The following is a 15,969-nucleotide window of genomic DNA, read 5'->3' on the forward strand; positions in this document are numbered from 1 at the left end:
AGCGGCCCGGTGCTGAACCGGGTGGACAGTGTCGCGGCGGGGATCGCCGAGGTGCTCACCCGCTGCCGGGTGTACCCCTCAGTGCCCTGGTTGGCGATGTTCTGCCCCACGACGTCCATGCCGCGACGTGCTGCCGCCAGTGCGCTGGCGGCAGTGCCGAGACCGCTGAAAGTGGACATCGTCCCTCACATCTCCGTGTCGATGATGCGCGCGGAATCGCCTCGCGCGCGGTCGCCCTGCGTCGTGTACTCCCCAGTGGTCTCCCCCAGGCCGGCGAGTGTCTCCTGCGTGGCGCGCATGACGGCCCGCAGCCGCTCCGTGTTCCCATCGCGCAGCCGTCCGATCTCGTCGGTCAGCTGGGTCAGGGCATGCAGATGCCCGGTGAGAACCTCGCGCCAGGCCGCCGTCGGCGCCGTGTCGATCAGATCGCGGATGCCAGCGCCTTCCGGCGCGCCCCACTCCGCGGCGACGGTCTCGGCCTCGACGATGCGCGCGAGTCCCGCTTCGCGCAGTCCCTCGAGCACCTGCTCGATCTCGCGCGTGGCGAACTTCGTCCAGCGCGAGCGGCCGGCTGCCAGAAGCAGCTCCTGCTCCTCCAGCTTGAACACGAGCATCTCCAGCAGCTCGCGTTCCCGCCACAGCAGCATGGACAATTCGTTGGCTCCCATTTTTCGCTCTCTCCCCAGTGAGGACCATCCGGAATCGAACGGTCAGAGGCGACTATCGACCACCCCGAAAGAATTGTTATCCCTCGAGGATGGTGATTTCTCCCCATACAGCTATTATTCAGGATGTGGTAGGCGGGGGAGCTTGTCCACGGGGGCACCGTCGCCCCTTCTATCCCGAGGAAGGCAAGTGGCATGACGACGCGTGACGAGCGCAACCTCCTCATCATCGAGAACCTGCCGCTGGTCGGCTATCTCGCCTCAGAGACCCATGCCCGCGCGACCCACGTCTCCCGGGAAGAGCTGGTCTCGGCCGGCGCACTGGCGCTGGTGACCGCCGCCGACGCCTTCGATCCCGAGCTGGGCGTGCCGTTCGGCGCGTACGCCCGGCGCCGCATCCTCGGCGCATTCGCCGACGAGATGCGTTCGATGGACTGGGCGCCCCGTGGGGTTCGCACGCGCATCAAAGAGACCACCCGGGTCCGCGACACTCTCACCGCCGCCCTGGGACGGACAGCATCGACGGCCGAGATCGCGACGGCGATGGGCGTGGCCCCCGACGAGGTCTCTGCCGCTCTCGCGGACGCCTCCCGCTCGGTGACCACGATCGACGAGGCCTACGACGCCGATCTGGCCTCTCTCACGCCGCTGCCCGAGGAGTCGGCGATCATCGCGGAGCGCCGCCACGTGCTGCAGCATGCGATTCAGGCTCTGCCCGAACGGATGCGGGCGATCGTGCACGCCGTGTACATCGAGGAGCGTCCGGTGAAGGACGTCGCCGAGGAGCTCGGCGTCTCGCACTCCGCGGTGTCGCAGCAGCGTGCCGAGGCCATCCGCCTGCTGCGCGACGCGCTCGAGCAGTACTACCGCGACGGCCAGGACGCGCCGACCACCTCCCGGGTCTCCGCGGCCGTCCGCGAAAGGTTCTTCGCGCACCTCGCCGAGGCGGGCGGCAGCCGCGTCGCCCGCGCGCTCGCCCCCACCGTCGCCGTCACCTGACGGCTAACGTCCCACCTCCGACTGCCGATAGGTGTGTGTGGAGCCCACGGATGGGCTCCGTAAGAATCCATCACGGAGGAACACATCATGGGTATGCAGATCAACACCAACGTGTCGGCGCTCAACGCCTACCGCAACCTGTCCAGCACGCAGAACGACCTGTCGAAGTCCCTGGAGAAGCTCTCCAGCGGTCTTCGCATCAACCGTGCGGCGGACGACGCGGCCGGCCTCGCGATCTCCGAGGGCCTGCGCTCGCAGGTCAACGGTCTGAACGTGGCTGCTCGCAACGCTCAGGACGGCATCTCGGTCATCCAGACCGCGGAAGGCGCCCTGACCGAGGTCCACTCCATCCTGCAGCGCATGCGCGACCTGGCTGTGCAGGGCGGTAACGACTCGAACAACGTCGAGTCGCGCGCGGCGATCCAGAACGAAGCCAACCAGCTGGGTGCTGAACTCTCGCGCATTTCGGAGTCGACTAACTTCAACGGCATCAACCTTTTCCAGGCCGGTGGCGATCCGGCGGCAACGCCTGCAGTCCCTGCTGGTCCCGCCACGCTGTCCTTCCAGGTCGGCTCTGACGGCAATGCTGCTTCGCAGATCAGTGTGAAGATGCTCGATCTGTCGACCGCGCTCTCGGACGGGACCACCGACCTCGTCACCTTGGGCGCCGGAACGCTGGCGACGGACGCCAGTGGGTTCGACGTGACTGACGCTGCGGCCGCCGCCAAAACCATCACCCTGATCGACGCAGCGATCACCAACGTGTCGACGGGACGCGCTGAGCTCGGTGCCGCGCAGAACCGCTTCGAGTCGACGATCAACTCGCTCAACGTGTCGTCGGAGAACCTGGCTGCTGCCGAGAGCCGCATCCGCGACACCGACATGGCGGCCGAGATGGTCAAGTACACCGCGGCGAACATCCTGTCGCAGGCCGGTACGGCGATGCTGGCTCAGGCCAACCAGTCCAACCAGGGCGTCCTGCAGCTGCTGCGCTGATAACCGTCGAGCCCCGGGTGAGGGACCACCCCCACCCTCACCCGGGGCTCGATACCTCCGACCGAAGGGCTCGCATGGGAATCGCACTCGACGGCCTGGTCTCGGGCCTGGACACCACCAGCCTGATCAAGGCGCTGATGGACGTGCAGGCCATCCCCCGCAACCTGCTGAACGCGAAGATGACCGACAAAGGCGTGGTCATCTCGAACCTGCAGTCGCTGAACTCCTCTCTCCAAGAGCTCGCGACGAAGGCGAAGGATGCCGCCGTGCCCGGCTCGATGGCCCGCTTCACCACCGCATCCTCCTCCCCCGCCGTGACCGTCGCCGCCGGCGCGGAGGCGGGCGAGATCGCCGCAGACATCGTCGTCGACCGCATCGCCCAGCGGCACACCGTCGTCACGGCCGCCTACGCCGCGTGGCCGGACGACCCGCCTGTGCTCACACTGCAGAACGCCGCCGGCGAGAAGCTGCAGATCACCGCCGACTCGACCTCGCCGCAGGATGTCGCTCGGGCGATCTCGAGCGCCGGCTTCGGCGTCACCGCTCGCGCGATCGCATCGGGAACGGATGCCGACGGCAACCCGGCCTACCGTCTGCAGCTCACCGCCGCCGATGCCGGCGCCGCGGGTGTCTTCCAGGTCTTCCGCGGCGACATCGCCGCCGTCGATGCCGGCACGGCGACCGATCTGGCCGGCGACCCCGGTGCAGCGGTCATCGCCGCCGGCGTCGACGCGCAGATCCGGCTGTGGGCGGGCACCGCCGCCGAGCAGACCATCACCTCGGCATCCGGGACGTTCACCGACCTCTTCCCGGGCATCGACGTCACCGTGACCGCGGTGACAACGGATCCGGTGACCGTCACCGTCGCGAGCGACACCGCCGAGCAGGCAAAGGCGCACGGCGAGTTCATCACCGGCATCGCGACGATCCTCGGCAGGATCGCCAAGGGCTCCACGGCCACGGTCGCCGCGAGCGTCGGCGATGCCACCACGCTCGGCGTCTTCACCGGAGACAGCACGGTTCGCGCTCTGCGGCTGGCGCTGACGGATGCCGTGCAGCATCCGGTGGAGGGGATGTCACCCTCAAGCGTCGGCATCGACGTCGACCGCCACGGCGTGCTGACCTTCGACGAGGAGCGCTTCGCGGCTGCTGTCGCGGACGATCCTGCGAAGGTCTCACGGATGTTCTCGGGCATCGCCGCCCGGGTGCAGGATGTCGCCGAGACCTACTCCGACAAGTACGACGGTCTGCTCACCTCGCGCATCACCGGGCAGCAGAGCGAGGTCACCTCCCTGGGGGAGCAGATCGAGCGCTGGGACGTGCGGCTCGCGCAGCGCAAGTCCACCCTCGAGCGCACCTACGCCCGGCTGGAGACCCAGCTGGCCCAGCTGCAGTCGCAGTCGTCGTACCTCACCTCGCAGCTGGCAGCCCTGCCCATGTCGCAGAAGGGTTCGAACTCATGAACGCCGCCCTGAAGGCGCACCAGCGCTACCGTGACGACGCGATCCTGTCGGCTGCCCCCGAGCGGCTGCTCACCATGCTGTACGACCGGCTGATGCTCGACATCGAGCGCGGCGAGATGGCCCAGCGCGGCGGCGACTGGGACGCGGCGAACACCCAGCTGCAGCATGCGCAGTCCATCGTCGCCGAGCTGAACGCCTCGCTGACCGACGCGTGGGACGGCAGCGCGCAGCTGCGTGCCGTGTATGCCTTTCTCACCCAGACGCTGATCGGCGCGAACGTCGGTCGCGATCCGGAACGCACCCGCTCCTGCCTCGAGATCGTGGCGCCGCTGCGCGACGCCTGGCACACCGCATCCGAATCGCTTGCGGCACGACGCGCATGAGCGGCACCGCCTGGGAGGAGCTGCTCGACCGCTTCGAGAACGACCTCGACAGCGCCCGGGACGCGGCCCCATGGCATCCGCCCGCCGAGCCGCTGCCCGCCGAGCTCGCCGACCGCGCCCGCGAGGTGCTGCGCCGCCAGCAGCAGCGGATCACCGCGATCAGTGCCGAGCAGGCATCCGTCGCGCAGCAGCTGACCGCTCTGCGCCGCGTGCCGGATGCCGCCGTCGGCGTCCCGGCGTTCCTCGATGTGGACAGCTGATCACGCGCGGGTCCCTGGTTCGCGGGGCGCAACACGCCGCAACATCCACCGCGATGCGACCAGATGCGACCCACGAACCGGCACGGCGAGTTGCCGGCTGACCTTCAGTCTTGCCTTACGACTGTGACGGGCGTGCCGATAGAGCACCTCGAGCAGGGAGCGCTCATCGAGATCGGCCACGGATAGGCCTCACTCCGACAACGGATGGAAGCGGTTCGTGTTCGATTCTGTGACCTTCTCCGCGCTCTCCAGCGCACTCGATGGCCTGTCGCTGCGCCAGCGCGCCATCGCCGACAACATCGCCAACGTGAACACCCCCGACTATCACGCCAAGCGCGTGCAGTTCGAGCAGGCCCTGGCCGATGCCGTCAAGGCGGGGCGGGGTTCGGCATCCGCCACCGTCGGCGAATCGCTCGAGCCGACGCGCCTGAACGGCAACAACGTCAACCTCGACACCGAGACGCTCTCCAGCATCGACACCATGCTGCGATACCAGTTCGCGACGCAGGCGATCAACGGCTCGTTCTCGTCGGTGCGCACGGCGCTGAGGACCACATCATGACCTTCGACGCGATCGGCATCGCCAGCACCGGCCTGACCACGCATCGCAAGTGGCTGGACGCGATCAGCGACAACATCGCCAACATCAACACTGCGGTCACGCCTGCGGCGCCCGCGTTCCAGCAGCGCTACGTGCTCGTGCAGAACAGCGATTCCTCGCCCGGCGTCTACGTGGCCGGCACCGAGCTGGGCAGTGCCGAGGGCCGGCTGGTGCATCAGCCCGATCACCCGCTCGCCGACGCGGACGGCTACGTGCGCTATCCCGACATCGACCTGGGCGATCAGATGAGCCAGCTCATCCTCGCGCAGCGCGGCTATCAGGCCAGCGCCGGCATCGTCGATCGTGCCCGTGCCACCTACGAGGCAGCTCTGCAGATCGGACGCAGCTGATGGATGCCGTGTCAGGGATCAGCGCCCTCTCGTCGGCGCTGCCGACCTCGCTCGTGGGCGCTTCCACCGCCGCAGGCGACGGTTCGTCGTTCGCCGCGAGCATCACCGGCGCGGTCGACGAGCTGCGAGGCCTGCAGTCCGAGGCCGATGCGCTCAAGGTGGCGGCCGTCACCGGCGACCTGAATGACATCCACTCGGCGATGATCGCGGCGACCCGCGCCTCGGTCACTCTCGAGCTCGTCGCCGCCGTGCGCAACAAGGGCGTCGACGCATTCACTGAGATCATGCGGATGCAGGCCTGATGCCCAAGGCTGTCTCCTCGCTCTTCGAGCGCGCCCGGCGAGCCGTCGCAGGGTTCAGTCTCGCGCAGCGCACCATCGCGATCATCGGCATCGCGGTGCTCACCCTGGGCATCGCCGCGTTCGCCAGCTGGGCCGCGCGCCCCACCATGACGCCGCTGTTCACCGGACTGAGCGCATCGGATGCGAGCGCGGTCGTCGAGCAGCTGCGCTCGTCGTCCGTGGCGTATGAGCTCACCGACGGCGGATCGACCGTGCTGGTGCCCGACGACGAGGTGTACGACCAGCGTCTCGCCGCGGCTGCGGCCGGCCTGCCCAGCGACAGCACGAAGGGGTACTCCTGCTCGACGATCTGGGCGTGACGACATCGGAGTTCCAGCAGTCCGTCGCCTACAAGCGCGCCATCGAGGGCGAGCTCGCCGCGACCATCGCCTCCCTGGACGGCGTCTCGGCGGCATCCGTGCGCCTGGCGATCCCCGAGGAGAGCGTGTTCGTCTCAGAGAAGGTCGACCCGACCGCGTCGGTGTTCGTCGAGACCGGCAGGACATCGCTCTCGCCGTCGCAGATCGAGGCGATCGTGCACCTGACCTCGGCGGCGGTGAGCGGGCTCAAGCCCGACAACGTGGCCGTGGTGGATCAGAGCGGCCACACGCTCTCGGCGGTCGGACTCGGCGCCACCGGCGGGGTGGACCGGCAGGCGGGCGACTACGAGGCCAGGGTCACCGCCAGCGTGCAGCAGCTGCTGGACAAGGTCGTCGGCGTCGGCAACGCCACCGTCACCGTGGTCGCCGACATCGATCGATCGGTCAACGAGAGGCTCGACGAGACGTACACGCCCGTCGAGGGCGGCGTGCCCTCGTCGGAGCACACCCGCACCGAGACCAACAGCGGCGGCAAGACCAGCGCGGGCGTGCTCGGACCCGACAACATCGCGGTGCCCTCCGGCGACGGCGACAGCAGCTATGAGGTGAGCGAGCAGACCCGCAACAACGTCATGAACAAGTCCACGCAGACGACGTCGACGCCGGCCGGATCGGTCACCAGGCAGTCGGTGTCGGTCGCGGTGGATTCGGAGGCGGGTGCCGAGGTGGGCGCCGGTCAGCTGCGTGAGCTGGTCGCCGCGGCCGCGGGCATCGATCGGGAGCGCGGCGATGCGCTGACCGTCGAGATGGTCTCGTTCAGCCAGCGCGACGCCCAGGCCGCGCAGGCGGCGCTGCAGGCGGCGAAGGATGCCGCGGCGGCCGAGCAGCGCGCGTCGCTGCTGGGTCTCGCCCTGACCGCGGTCGCGATCGCCGTTCCGGTGCTGATCATCGTGATCACCCTGATCCTGCGCAGGCGGCGGCGGAACCGCGAGCCCGATGAGTACGACCTGATGTTCGGCGAGCGCGCGCCGTCGGTCGCCGCCTACGCCGGCGGCCTGCCGCTGGAGCAGCAGCCCACGGTGCCGGTGCCGCTGAGCGCCCCCGACCCGGAGCCGGTCGCCGAGCTGGAGCTGGATGCCGAGCCGGCGCAGATCAGCCTGGAACGCCGTCGCAGCGAGATCGAAGGGCTCAGCCGCCGCGACCCGCAGCGCACCGCCGAGCTGCTGCGCGCTCTGCTCTCCGATCGGGCGGGCGTATGAAGGCGCTGACGGGCCGCCAGACCGCGGCGGTGGTGCTGATGAACATCGACCGCGCCGCGGCGATCGAGGTGATGAAGCATCTGTCCGAGCCGGAGGCCGAGGCGATCACCGCCGAGATCATCGGCCTGCAGAGCCTGGATGCGGAGACGACCGCACGCGCCCTGAGCGACTTCCAGCGGATGGCCGCCGGGCACCTGCCGCCGGCGCGGGGCGGTCGCGACATCGCCGCCACCCTGCTCGAGGCGTCGTTCGGCTCCGAGCGTGCGGCGGCGCTGCTGGGCCGGGTGGGATCGTCGAACTCGGCCTTCGACTTCCTCGGCGCAGCCGACCCCGCCCAGGTGGCCAGTCTGCTCGACGGTGAGCTGCCGCAGACGGCCGCCCTGGTGCTCGCGCACCTGTCGACCGATCATGCCGCTGCCGTGCTGGCGGCGCTGCCTGACGCCGTCCGCACCGACGTCGCGCAGGCGATCGCGACGATGGGCACCGCGACGCAGGATGCCATCGCCATCGTCGCGGAGTCACTGAAGGCGCGCACGGGCGTTCTCGCCACGCGCGATGCTCCGGAGCGACTCGGCGGCGTGGCCCCGCTGGTCGAGATCATCAACCGCTCGGATGCGGCGATCGAGAAGGCGCTGCTGGAGAGCATCGAGAGCCGCGATCGCTCGCTGGCCGATGACATCCGCTCGCGCATGTTCACCTTCGCCGACATTGTGCGCCTGGACGATCGCGACGCCCAGCGGGTGCTGCGCGGCGTGGACATCCGCACCCTGGCTCTGGCGCTGAAGGGCGCCAACGAGGGCATCGCCGAGATCATCCGCCGCAACGTCTCGGAGCGCAACCGCGAGAACCTGGAGGCGGAGTCGCGTGCGCTCGGCCCGGTGCGCGTCTCGCAGGTGGAGGAGGCCCGCGCCGAGATCGTGCACATGCTGCGCGGCATGGAGGCCGACGGCGAGATCTCGGTGCAACGCAGCGAAGAGGACGAGTATGTCTACTGAGGCCTTCGCCCCGGCGGTCTACCCCCGGCTGCGCGGCGCGGACGACGAGATCGAACGCCGGCGCGCCCATCGACGCGGCTACGCCGACGGCCACGCCGAGGGCTTCCGGGTCGCGGCGAAGAGGGCCGAGGAGGCCGCGGCACGCGCCGAGGCGGAGCTGCTCGCGGAGCGTTCGGCGGCACGGCGCGAGCTGGCATCCGCCGTGTCGGGCCTGCAGGCCGCCGCTGCGGCACTGGAGGCACGCGCACAGGAGCTGACGCGGCTGGACGAGCAGCGGATCTCGGCCCGCGCGATCGAGCTGGCCGAGACCATCCTGGGCGAGGTGCTCGCCGATCGCGACCTGTCGGCGCGCACAGCGCTGCGCCGTGCGCTCGCCGGCGCCGATACCGGCCCGCTCAGCGAGGTGCGGATGAACGCCGACGACGTGCGCAGGCTGCAGCGCGACGATGCCCTGCCCGCGCAGGTGCCGGTCGTCGCCGACGAGTCGCTCGCGCCCGGCGAGTCGATCGCGGTGCTGCACGACGGCGTCGTCGACGCCCGCATCGGTAGCGCGCTGGATCGCGCACGACGCGCGCTGGACGAGGTGTCGCCATGAGCGGCTGGGGTGCTGTGCTCGAGGCGGCGCGGCCGGAGCGGCGCGGCCTGATCTCGCGGGTGCGCGGGTTGGGCGTCGAGGTGCGCGGGCTGGACGGCGCGGTGGGCGATCTGGTCGAGCTGGGCGAGGGCGTCGAGGCCGAGGTGGTGGCCACCGGACCCGACGGGCTCAGCTGCATGCCGCTGGCATCGACCGCAGGGCTGACGATCGGGATGCCGGTGCGCGGTCGCGGCGGGCCGCTACGCGTTCCCGTCGGCGCCGGCCTGCTGGGCCGGGTGGTGGACGGGCTGGGGCGGCCCATCGACGGCAAGGGCCCACTGAACGCCGGGCGCGTGAGCCTGGATCACGCGCCGCCGTCGATCCTGGGCCGGGATCGCATCGACACCCGGCTTCCGCTCGGCGTGCGCGTGCTCGACACCATGGTGACCGTGGGGCGCGGGCAGCGCGTGGGCCTGTTCGCCGGCTCCGGCGTCGGCAAGTCGTCGCTGCTGTCGATGGTGGCACGCGGAACCGAGGCGGATGCCACGGTGATCGCCCTGGTCGGCGAGCGCGGGCGCGAGGTGCGCGAGTTTCTCGAGGACGATCTGGGCCCGGAGGGCCTGGCGCGCTCGGTGGTGGTGGTCTCTACCTCGGATCAGCCGGCGATGGCTCGCATCCGTGCGGCGTACACGGCCACGCGCATCGCCGAGGCGTTCCGCGACGAGGGAGCGCACGCGATCCTGATGATGGACTCGCTGACCCGGGTCGCGATGGCGCAGCGCGAGATCGGCCTGTCGGCGGGTGAGCCGCCGGCCACCCGCGGCTATCCGCCGTCGACGTTCTCGATCCTGGCGGGGCTGCTCGAACGGGCGGGCACCGGCAGCGGCGGGTCGGTCACCGGCATCTACACGGTGCTCGTCGACGGCGACGACCACAACGAGCCGATCGCGGATGCCGTGCGCTCGATCCTGGACGGCCACGTCGTGCTGGATCGGGCGCTGGCCCTGATGGGCCATCATCCCGCGGTGGACGTGCTGGGCTCGGTGTCCCGCGTGGCGGGCAAGATCGTCTCACCCGAGCAGCGTGCTCAGGCGTCGGCGCTGCGTGCGGTGCTCGCCGCGCGCAGATCTGCCGCGGATCTGATCGACATCGGCGCGTACCAGTCCGGTGCGAACCCGCGCGTGGATGCGGCCCTGGCCCATGAGCGCGCGATCTCGGATTTCCTGACCCAGCCGCTGGATGAGACCAGTGCCGCCGACGAGTCGTGGCAGCGACTGGCGAGTCTGGTCGCCGACCTCGGAGGTGCATCGTGAGCCGCCTGTTCTCGCTGTCCGGTCTGCTGCGCGTGCGCTCGATCCAAGAGCGGCAGGCCGCGCAGGAGCTGTCGCGCGCAGTGATCGATGCCAAGCAGACCCGCACGCGGGATCGGCATGTGCGTGCTGCGCTCGCGGCGACGGAATCGGAGGCTGTGGATGTGCGCACGCTCGCGGCGCTGGCCGCGGCACGGGTGGCCAGTCGCAGCATGCTGGCCGATCTGGAGACGCTGTCGGCGCAGCAGCAGCAGGCGGTGGATGCCGCGCAGTCGGCGCACGAGGATGCGCGGCGCGCGGTGCGCGGGCTGGATCGGCTGGCCGCCGCCCATGAAGCGCGGATGCTGGTGGAGCAGCTGCGCGTCGAGCAGCACGAGCTCGATGAGATCGCGCTGCGGCGCGGAAGCGGGGTGCCCGAATGATGCCGATCGCCCTCGCTCCTGCTGCAGCCGCGCCCCGGAGACCGCTTCGCCCCGCGATGGTGCCCCGTCTGCGACGTCGTTCGCGGAGGCTGTGCGCACGCAGCGTGCACTGAACGAGCCGGCGTCGGCCACGCCCGCCAGGCGGGAGCCCGGCACCGCCGGGGCGGAGACGACGGATGCCGTGCCTCTGGGCCCGACGGAGTCGGCGCTGCTGCCGGCGCAGACCGCAGTTCCGGATGAGGCGTCCACTGAGCTGGAGGCTGTAACCGCCGGGTCGGAGGGTGCCGGGCCGGGGAGGTCGCTGCCGTCCCGGCCGCCGACGGCGTTGCGCAGGATGCCGTGCCGGCGGATGCCGCGGTTCCGCTCCCCGGTGCGGATCCCACCGCCGCGCCGCCGGTCACCGCCGCGCCGCTGCTCGTGCAGGACTCCGACGTCGCCGGGGTCCGCGCCTCAGCAGCCCCGGCCGATCCGCCGTCCGGCGTGAGTGCGGCCGGTCGAGCTACGGCCGGTCAAGGTACGGACGCTCAGGCTGCGGCCCCTCAGGCTCCCGCCGACCAGCCCGTTCTGCATCCGCTTCGGCAGCCGACTCCCTCCCCGGTCACGGGCGAGATGCCGACCTCCCCGGTCACGGGCGAGACGCCGATGGGCGGGCGGGCCGCCGTCGCCCTGGAACCGGCGGATGCCGCTCCCGCTGGGTCGACGACCTCGGCGACCCCGGCGACCCCGGCAACGGCGGCGACAGCGGCGCCCACCGCCCTGCCGACGCCGACCCAGATCCCGACACCGGCCCCAACCGCGGCCCCGTCCGACGCGTCGAGACCTGCGCTGCTTCCCCAGGTGACGGCGCCGGTGGTCGCGCTGGCGCGTTCGGCCGAGGGCGAGCACAGCATCACGCTGACCGTCTCGCCCGAGAACCTCGGACCGGTCACCGTGCGTGCGCACATCTCGAGCGGCGGCATCCGGCTCGAACTGCACGCCCCGTCCGACGCGGGTCGTGACGCACTGCGCACCATCCTCACCGATCTGCGGCGCGACCTCTCCGTGGCCGCGCCCGGCGCATCGCTCAGCGTGGCGCCCACGGATTCCTCGGCATCCGCCACACCCTCCCATACCCGCTCCGACGGTCAGCCGAACCCGAGCGCCGACGGGCAGTCGCAGCGCGACGGACAGGGCCGCACCGGTGCCGAGCACCAGCCGCCGGGCGCCGGCTCCGCTCACGCCGGGCCGGCACCGGCATCCGTCGACCTTCCCCGCACCGAAGCCTTGACAGCGTCGTCGCCCCTGCGCATCGACGTGTACGCCTGACCGAAAGGAGAACGATGACCTCCGTCGACCCGATCGCCGCGACCGGCCCGCAATCCGACAGCACCGTAGCCCCGCCCGCGCAGAAGAAGACCCTCGACTCGGAGGTGTTCCTGAAGCTGCTGGTGACTCAGCTCTCCAACCAGGATCCCAGTTCGCCGATGAACACCAACGAGATGATCGCGCAGACCACTCAGCTGGCCTCGATGGAGCAGCTCACCCAGCTGACGACGATGACGTCCGAGAGCTTCGCGCTGAGCATGCGGCACACGGCGGCCGCGCTGATGGGCCGCGACGCGCAGTACATCGACGCCGATGGGCTCTCGCAGAGCGGCACGGTCACGGCGGTCTCGTTCGCCGGCCCGGTTCCACTGGTCACCATCGGCGGGCAGTCCGTCCCGCTGGACTCCCTGTCCGGGCTGACCCTCTCCTCCTGACCCTCTTCTCCCCCAGAAAGGCACACCATGCTTCGCTCCCTCTTCTCCGGCATCTCGGGTCTGCGCACCCACCAGACCATGCTCGATGTCACCGGCAACAACATCGCCAACGTCAACACCGTCGGCTTCAAGTCGTCGGCCGTGCAGTTCCAGGACTCGCTGTCGCAGCTCGTCAAGAACTCCACCATGCCCCGCGAGGACGCGGGCGGCTCGAACCCGGCCCAGGTGGGGCTCGGCGTGCAGCTGGCCGGCATCCGCACGAACTTCAGCTCGGGCGCCCCGCAGCCCACCGGCGTACCTACCGACCTGATGATCGCCGGCGACGGCTTCTTCATGGTGCGGGGCGGCGGCGAGACGCTGTACACCCGCAACGGCAGCTTCTCGTTCGACGCCGACGGGCGCCTGACCACCGTCGACGGCGCACTCGTGCAGGGCTGGACGGCGCAGGACGGCCTGATCACCGGCGGTCAGGCGCTCGGCGACATCACCCTGCCGGTGGGCGCCGTCGTGCCGGCCGTCGCGACCACGCGCGCGGATGCCACCGGCAACCTGCCCGCCGAGACCGAGGTCGGCGAGCAGCTGGTCCGCGACATCGAGGTGTACGGCGCCGACGGCTCGACCTCGAGCGTGCGGCTGACGTTCACCCGCACCGCCACCGGGTGGGACGTCGCGGATGCCGACGGCGCCACCGCGACCGTGACGTTCACCGACGGCAGGCAGACCGCCGCATCGTCGATCGTCTCGGGCGGCATCACCGTCGATCTGTCGACCCTCACCGGCTTCAGCGACGTCAGCACGCTCGCTCTCACCGGGCAGGACGGGCGCCCCGCCGGTGTGCTGTCGTCGTATGCGCTGACCGAGGACGGCAGCCTGATGGGCACGTTCAGCAACGGCGAGTCGAAGGTGCTCGCACGGCTCTCGCTGGCGACGTTCACGAACCCCGGCGGGCTGGAGAAGGCGGGCTCATCGCAGTTCCGCCCGACGGCCAACTCGGGCCAGGCGAGCATCGGCCAGGCCGGCTCCGACGGGCTGGGCGGCATCATCAGCGGCGCGCTGGAGATGTCGAACGTCGACCTGTCGCAGGAGTTCACCAACCTGATCGTCGCCCAGCGCGGTTTCCAGGCCAACGCCCGCATCATCACCACGAGCGACGAGGTGCTGCAGGAGCTGACCAACCTCAAGCGCTGACCCGCCAAAGCCCGTCTATTTGTGCCGAATGCGCCGAATCGGGCCTGAAACTCCGCATATGGCACAAATAGACGGGCGGTGAGGCGAGGGGCTAACGCGACGGCGAGGACTGCCGACAGTCAGAGGCGACGGACCAGGATGGGCCGTCGCCGCCCCTCCGGGGGCCGATCTTCCAGGATGGAGCTCATGATCGTCGTCACGCGCCTGAACCTCACGCGGTTCGCGGTGAACCCCGACCTGATCGAACGGGTGCAGGCTTCGCCCGACACCACGATCATCATGGTCGATGGCGCGCGTTTCGTCGTTCAGGAGAGCATGGACGAGCTGATCGCGCAGATCACCGACTTCCGCGCCCGGGTGCTCAGCACCGCGCTGCGGCTGTCGTCCGCTCCGCCGAGCGGGGGCCTGTGATGGACATCGCCCTCATCCTCGGCCTGGTCCTGGCGTTCGGCGCGCTGCTGGCGATGATCAGCATGGAGGGCGCGTCGATCACGGCGCTGCTGCTGCCCGCGCCGATGGTGCTGGTCTTCGGCGCCACGATCGCGGTCGGCATCGCCAGCGGCACGCTGCGCGATTTCCTGAACGCGGCAGCGTCGCTGCCGCGCGCCTTCCGCGGGCAGAGCGGCTCGACGCAGACCGTGATCGCCACGATCGCCGGCTACGCCGACAGGGCACGTACCGAGGGGCTGCTCTCGCTGGAGCAGGGCGTCGCCGACGAGAAAGATCCGGTGATGCAGCAGGCTCTGCAGAGCATCGCCGACGGCGTGGATGCCGAAGACCTGCGCATCCTGCTCGAAGACGCCATCGCATCGGCGGCGGCCCGCAGCCGATCGGCGTCGCGGTTCTTCATGACGCTGGGCGGATTCGCGCCCACCGTGGGCATCATCGGTACCGTCGTGTCGCTGACCCACGTGCTCGAGCGGCTGGACGCCCCCGAGACCCTCGGCCCGATGATCGCGACAGCCTTCGTCGCCACCCTGTGGGGGCTGCTGTCGGCCAACTTCATCTGGCTGCCGATCGGCGGGCGCCTGCAGCGCCTGGGCGAGCTGGAGCTGGAGCGGATGACGGTGGTCATGGAGGGGATGCTGGCCGTGCAGTCCGGCGCCACCCCGGCCTTCGTACAGGAGCGGCTGAGCGCTCTCGTCTCGGATTCCGCCTCATCGGCATCCACGAAGGCATCCACGAAGGCATCCGCGAAGGGCGGCAAGGAGCGCCGCGCGAAGAAGGGCACCGCACCGGCCGACGACGCAGCGCCACCGGTGGGTGCCGGATCATGAGCGTGCGTCGACGCCGCCGCATCCAGCCCGACGGCCACAGCGGCCCGGATGAGCGGTGGATGGCGTCGTACCTCGACATGATCACGGTGCTGATGTGCATGTTCATCGTGCTGTTCTCGATGTCGACCATCGACCTGAAGAAGTTCAGTGCGCTCAGCGCCTCGCTGGCGACGGGCTTCGGGCAGGAGCAGACCGAGCGGATCGACGTCTCAGAGGGCGTGGTGGTGCCGCCGGAGCTGCTCGAGGAGGACGGCGAGGGTTTCGCCGACATCGAGCTCAGCGCGGCCCAGCGGGAGTTCGACGACCTCTCGGCGCTGCGCGACCGCATCCGCACCGCTCTGAGCGAGCAGCGTCTGACCGACACGGCCACCTTCACGATCGATTCCCGCGGGCTGACCATCAGCCTGGTCAGCGCCGAGACGTTCTTCGCCACGAACAGCACGGCGCTGTCGGGCATCGCGGTCACCATCCTGAACACCCTCGGCGGGGTGCTCGCCAGCATCCCGAACGAGATCTCGGTGGAAGGGCACGCCGACGCGCGGCAGTCGGCAGCGCCGTTCGCGACCAACTGGGAGCTCTCGGCCGCCCGCGCCACCCAGGTGCTGCGCCATCTGGTCGAGACCTGCGGAATCGACCCGGGTGTGATCAAATCGGTCGGCTACGGCGATGCCCGGCCGGTCGCCGAGGGCACCAGCCCCGAGGCGCTGGCCAAGAACAGACGCGTCGACGTGGTCGTACTCTCCGGCGCCGATGAGGAGGTGCGCCAGCTGCTGCCTGCCCTGCAGGCGAAAGCGCCCTCCCGCTGATCGTCGCAACTGCTTACGTCC

21 protein-coding genes and 1 pseudogene are annotated in these 15,969 nt (G+C 70.3%); 20 read left to right on the forward strand and 2 right to left on the reverse strand.

Annotation, left to right across the window (positions count from 1 at the left end; translation table 11 throughout):
* Positions 1–107: 107 nt before the first annotated feature.
* Together QUE33_RS16400 and flgN are read right to left on the reverse strand one after the other, a co-directional pair.
* A pseudogene (locus QUE33_RS16400) lies at positions 108–179 on the reverse strand (hypothetical protein); the annotation flags it as partial.
* Positions 180–185: 6 nt separating this feature from the next.
* Positions 186–668, reverse strand: coding sequence for a flagellar export chaperone FlgN (flgN, locus tag QUE33_RS08490; protein WP_286299123.1), 483 nt, complete (start codon positions 666–668; stop codon positions 186–188).
* 192 nt (positions 669–860) lie between these two features.
* Here flgN and QUE33_RS08495 point away from each other — a divergent pair, with 192 nt between their 5' ends.
* The 20 genes from QUE33_RS08495 (at position 861) to QUE33_RS08585 (ending at position 15,948) form a co-directional block, all read left to right on the forward strand.
* Positions 861–1,664: a sigma-70 family RNA polymerase sigma factor gene (locus tag QUE33_RS08495; RefSeq protein WP_286299126.1), complete on the forward strand. Its 804-nt coding sequence runs from the start codon at positions 861–863 to the stop codon at positions 1,662–1,664.
* A gap of 87 nt (positions 1,665–1,751) precedes the next feature.
* On the forward strand, positions 1,752–2,660 hold the full coding sequence (locus tag QUE33_RS08500; RefSeq protein ID WP_286299128.1) for a flagellin N-terminal helical domain-containing protein: 909 nt from the start codon (positions 1,752–1,754) through the stop codon (positions 2,658–2,660).
* A gap of 74 nt (positions 2,661–2,734) precedes the next feature.
* Entirely contained in the window at positions 2,735–4,123 is a 1,389-nt protein-coding gene (fliD, locus tag QUE33_RS08505) for a flagellar filament capping protein FliD (protein WP_286299130.1), read from the forward strand.
* Positions 4,120–4,506 carry a flagellar export chaperone FliS gene (gene fliS / locus QUE33_RS08510; RefSeq protein WP_286299132.1) on the forward strand — a complete coding sequence of 129 codons (387 nt, stop codon included), beginning with the start codon at positions 4,120–4,122 and terminating at the stop codon, positions 4,504–4,506. Before fliD ends, fliS begins: the two co-directional genes overlap by 4 nt.
* Positions 4,503–4,766: a hypothetical protein gene (locus QUE33_RS08515; RefSeq protein ID WP_286299134.1), complete on the forward strand. Its 264-nt coding sequence runs from the start codon at positions 4,503–4,505 to the stop codon at positions 4,764–4,766. Before fliS ends, QUE33_RS08515 begins: the two co-directional genes overlap by 4 nt.
* Before the next feature lie 217 nt (positions 4,767–4,983).
* Complete coding sequence (locus tag QUE33_RS08520) at positions 4,984–5,328, forward strand: flagellar basal body rod protein FlgB (protein WP_286299138.1); 345 nt, start codon at positions 4,984–4,986, stop codon at positions 5,326–5,328.
* Positions 5,325–5,717 carry a flagellar basal body rod protein FlgC gene (locus QUE33_RS08525; RefSeq protein ID WP_286299143.1) on the forward strand — a complete coding sequence of 131 codons (393 nt, stop codon included), beginning with the start codon at positions 5,325–5,327 and terminating at the stop codon, positions 5,715–5,717. The genes QUE33_RS08520 and QUE33_RS08525 overlap by 4 nt, the downstream gene beginning before the upstream one ends.
* Complete coding sequence (gene fliE, locus QUE33_RS08530) at positions 5,717–6,019, forward strand: flagellar hook-basal body complex protein FliE (protein WP_286299145.1); 303 nt, start codon at positions 5,717–5,719, stop codon at positions 6,017–6,019. The genes QUE33_RS08525 and fliE overlap by 1 nt, the downstream gene beginning before the upstream one ends.
* Positions 6,019–6,378 (forward strand): hypothetical protein, encoded by a 360-nt coding sequence (locus QUE33_RS16445; protein WP_491562445.1) that lies wholly within the window; start codon positions 6,019–6,021, stop codon positions 6,376–6,378. Before fliE ends, QUE33_RS16445 begins: the two co-directional genes overlap by 1 nt.
* Complete coding sequence (gene fliF, locus QUE33_RS08535) at positions 6,375–7,637, forward strand: flagellar basal-body MS-ring/collar protein FliF (protein ID WP_491562446.1); 1,263 nt, start codon at positions 6,375–6,377, stop codon at positions 7,635–7,637. Before QUE33_RS16445 ends, fliF begins: the two co-directional genes overlap by 4 nt.
* Entirely contained in the window at positions 7,634–8,632 is a 999-nt protein-coding gene (fliG, locus tag QUE33_RS08540; RefSeq protein ID WP_286299147.1) for a flagellar motor switch protein FliG, read from the forward strand. The genes fliF and fliG overlap by 4 nt, the downstream gene beginning before the upstream one ends.
* Positions 8,622–9,227, forward strand: a complete 606-nt coding sequence (locus QUE33_RS08545; RefSeq protein WP_286299148.1) for a FliH/SctL family protein — start codon at positions 8,622–8,624, stop codon at positions 9,225–9,227. Before fliG ends, QUE33_RS08545 begins: the two co-directional genes overlap by 11 nt.
* Positions 9,224–10,519: a FliI/YscN family ATPase gene (locus QUE33_RS08550; RefSeq protein WP_286299149.1), complete on the forward strand. Its 1,296-nt coding sequence runs from the start codon at positions 9,224–9,226 to the stop codon at positions 10,517–10,519. Before QUE33_RS08545 ends, QUE33_RS08550 begins: the two co-directional genes overlap by 4 nt.
* Positions 10,516–10,938, forward strand: a complete 423-nt coding sequence (locus QUE33_RS08555; protein WP_286299150.1) for a hypothetical protein — start codon at positions 10,516–10,518, stop codon at positions 10,936–10,938. The genes QUE33_RS08550 and QUE33_RS08555 overlap by 4 nt, the downstream gene beginning before the upstream one ends.
* A gap of 339 nt (positions 10,939–11,277) precedes the next feature.
* Entirely contained in the window at positions 11,278–12,243 is a 966-nt protein-coding gene (locus QUE33_RS08560) for a flagellar hook-length control protein FliK (protein WP_286299151.1), read from the forward strand.
* Positions 12,244–12,257: 14 nt separating this feature from the next.
* On the forward strand, positions 12,258–12,677 hold the full coding sequence (locus QUE33_RS08565; RefSeq protein ID WP_286299152.1) for a flagellar hook assembly protein FlgD: 420 nt from the start codon (positions 12,258–12,260) through the stop codon (positions 12,675–12,677).
* A gap of 27 nt (positions 12,678–12,704) precedes the next feature.
* Complete coding sequence (locus tag QUE33_RS08570) at positions 12,705–13,865, forward strand: flagellar hook protein FlgE (protein ID WP_286299154.1); 1,161 nt, start codon at positions 12,705–12,707, stop codon at positions 13,863–13,865.
* Positions 13,866–14,051: 186 nt separating this feature from the next.
* On the forward strand, positions 14,052–14,276 hold the full coding sequence (locus QUE33_RS08575) for a flagellar FlbD family protein (RefSeq protein ID WP_286299157.1): 225 nt from the start codon (positions 14,052–14,054) through the stop codon (positions 14,274–14,276).
* Positions 14,276–15,142 (forward strand): motility protein A, encoded by an 867-nt coding sequence (locus QUE33_RS08580; RefSeq protein WP_286303126.1) that lies wholly within the window; start codon positions 14,276–14,278, stop codon positions 15,140–15,142. Before QUE33_RS08575 ends, QUE33_RS08580 begins: the two co-directional genes overlap by 1 nt.
* Complete coding sequence (locus QUE33_RS08585) at positions 15,139–15,948, forward strand: OmpA/MotB family protein (RefSeq protein WP_286299158.1); 810 nt, start codon at positions 15,139–15,141, stop codon at positions 15,946–15,948. The genes QUE33_RS08580 and QUE33_RS08585 overlap by 4 nt, the downstream gene beginning before the upstream one ends.
* Positions 15,949–15,969: the final 21 nt, after the last annotated feature.

This window comes from Microbacterium suwonense, from assembly GCF_030296555.1.
GTDB classification, from domain to species: Bacteria; Actinomycetota; Actinomycetes; order Actinomycetales; family Microbacteriaceae; genus Microbacterium; species Microbacterium suwonense.

Excerpts from the sequence above, each read along its gene's own strand:
- QUE33_RS08515 (WP_286299134.1), top strand. The coding sequence starts at position 4,503 with ATGAGCGGCACCGCCTGGGAGGAGCTGCTCGACCGCTTCGAGAACGAC.
- fliS (WP_286299132.1), top strand. The coding sequence starts at position 4,120 with ATGAACGCCGCCCTGAAGGCGCACCAGCGCTACCGTGACGACGCGATC.
- QUE33_RS08585 (WP_286299158.1), top strand. The coding sequence starts at position 15,139 with ATGAGCGTGCGTCGACGCCGCCGCATCCAGCCCGACGGCCACAGCGGC.
- QUE33_RS08565 (WP_286299152.1), top strand. The coding sequence starts at position 12,258 with ATGACCTCCGTCGACCCGATCGCCGCGACCGGCCCGCAATCCGACAGC.
- fliE (WP_286299145.1), top strand. The coding sequence starts at position 5,717 with ATGGATGCCGTGTCAGGGATCAGCGCCCTCTCGTCGGCGCTGCCGACC.
- QUE33_RS08525 (WP_286299143.1), top strand. The coding sequence starts at position 5,325 with ATGACCTTCGACGCGATCGGCATCGCCAGCACCGGCCTGACCACGCAT.
- QUE33_RS08575 (WP_286299157.1), top strand. The coding sequence starts at position 14,052 with ATGATCGTCGTCACGCGCCTGAACCTCACGCGGTTCGCGGTGAACCCC.
- QUE33_RS08500 (WP_286299128.1), top strand. The coding sequence starts at position 1,752 with ATGGGTATGCAGATCAACACCAACGTGTCGGCGCTCAACGCCTACCGC.
- QUE33_RS08580 (WP_286303126.1), top strand. The coding sequence starts at position 14,276 with ATGGACATCGCCCTCATCCTCGGCCTGGTCCTGGCGTTCGGCGCGCTG.
- QUE33_RS08495 (WP_286299126.1), top strand. The coding sequence starts at position 861 with ATGACGACGCGTGACGAGCGCAACCTCCTCATCATCGAGAACCTGCCG.
- QUE33_RS16445 (WP_491562445.1), top strand. The coding sequence starts at position 6,019 with ATGCCCAAGGCTGTCTCCTCGCTCTTCGAGCGCGCCCGGCGAGCCGTC.
- fliD (WP_286299130.1), top strand. The coding sequence starts at position 2,735 with ATGGGAATCGCACTCGACGGCCTGGTCTCGGGCCTGGACACCACCAGC.
- fliG (WP_286299147.1), top strand. The coding sequence starts at position 7,634 with ATGAAGGCGCTGACGGGCCGCCAGACCGCGGCGGTGGTGCTGATGAAC.
- QUE33_RS08550 (WP_286299149.1), top strand. The coding sequence starts at position 9,224 with ATGAGCGGCTGGGGTGCTGTGCTCGAGGCGGCGCGGCCGGAGCGGCGC.
- QUE33_RS08545 (WP_286299148.1), top strand. The coding sequence starts at position 8,622 with ATGTCTACTGAGGCCTTCGCCCCGGCGGTCTACCCCCGGCTGCGCGGC.
- flgN (WP_286299123.1), bottom strand. The coding sequence starts at position 668 with ATGGGAGCCAACGAATTGTCCATGCTGCTGTGGCGGGAACGCGAGCTG.
- QUE33_RS08570 (WP_286299154.1), top strand. The coding sequence starts at position 12,705 with ATGCTTCGCTCCCTCTTCTCCGGCATCTCGGGTCTGCGCACCCACCAG.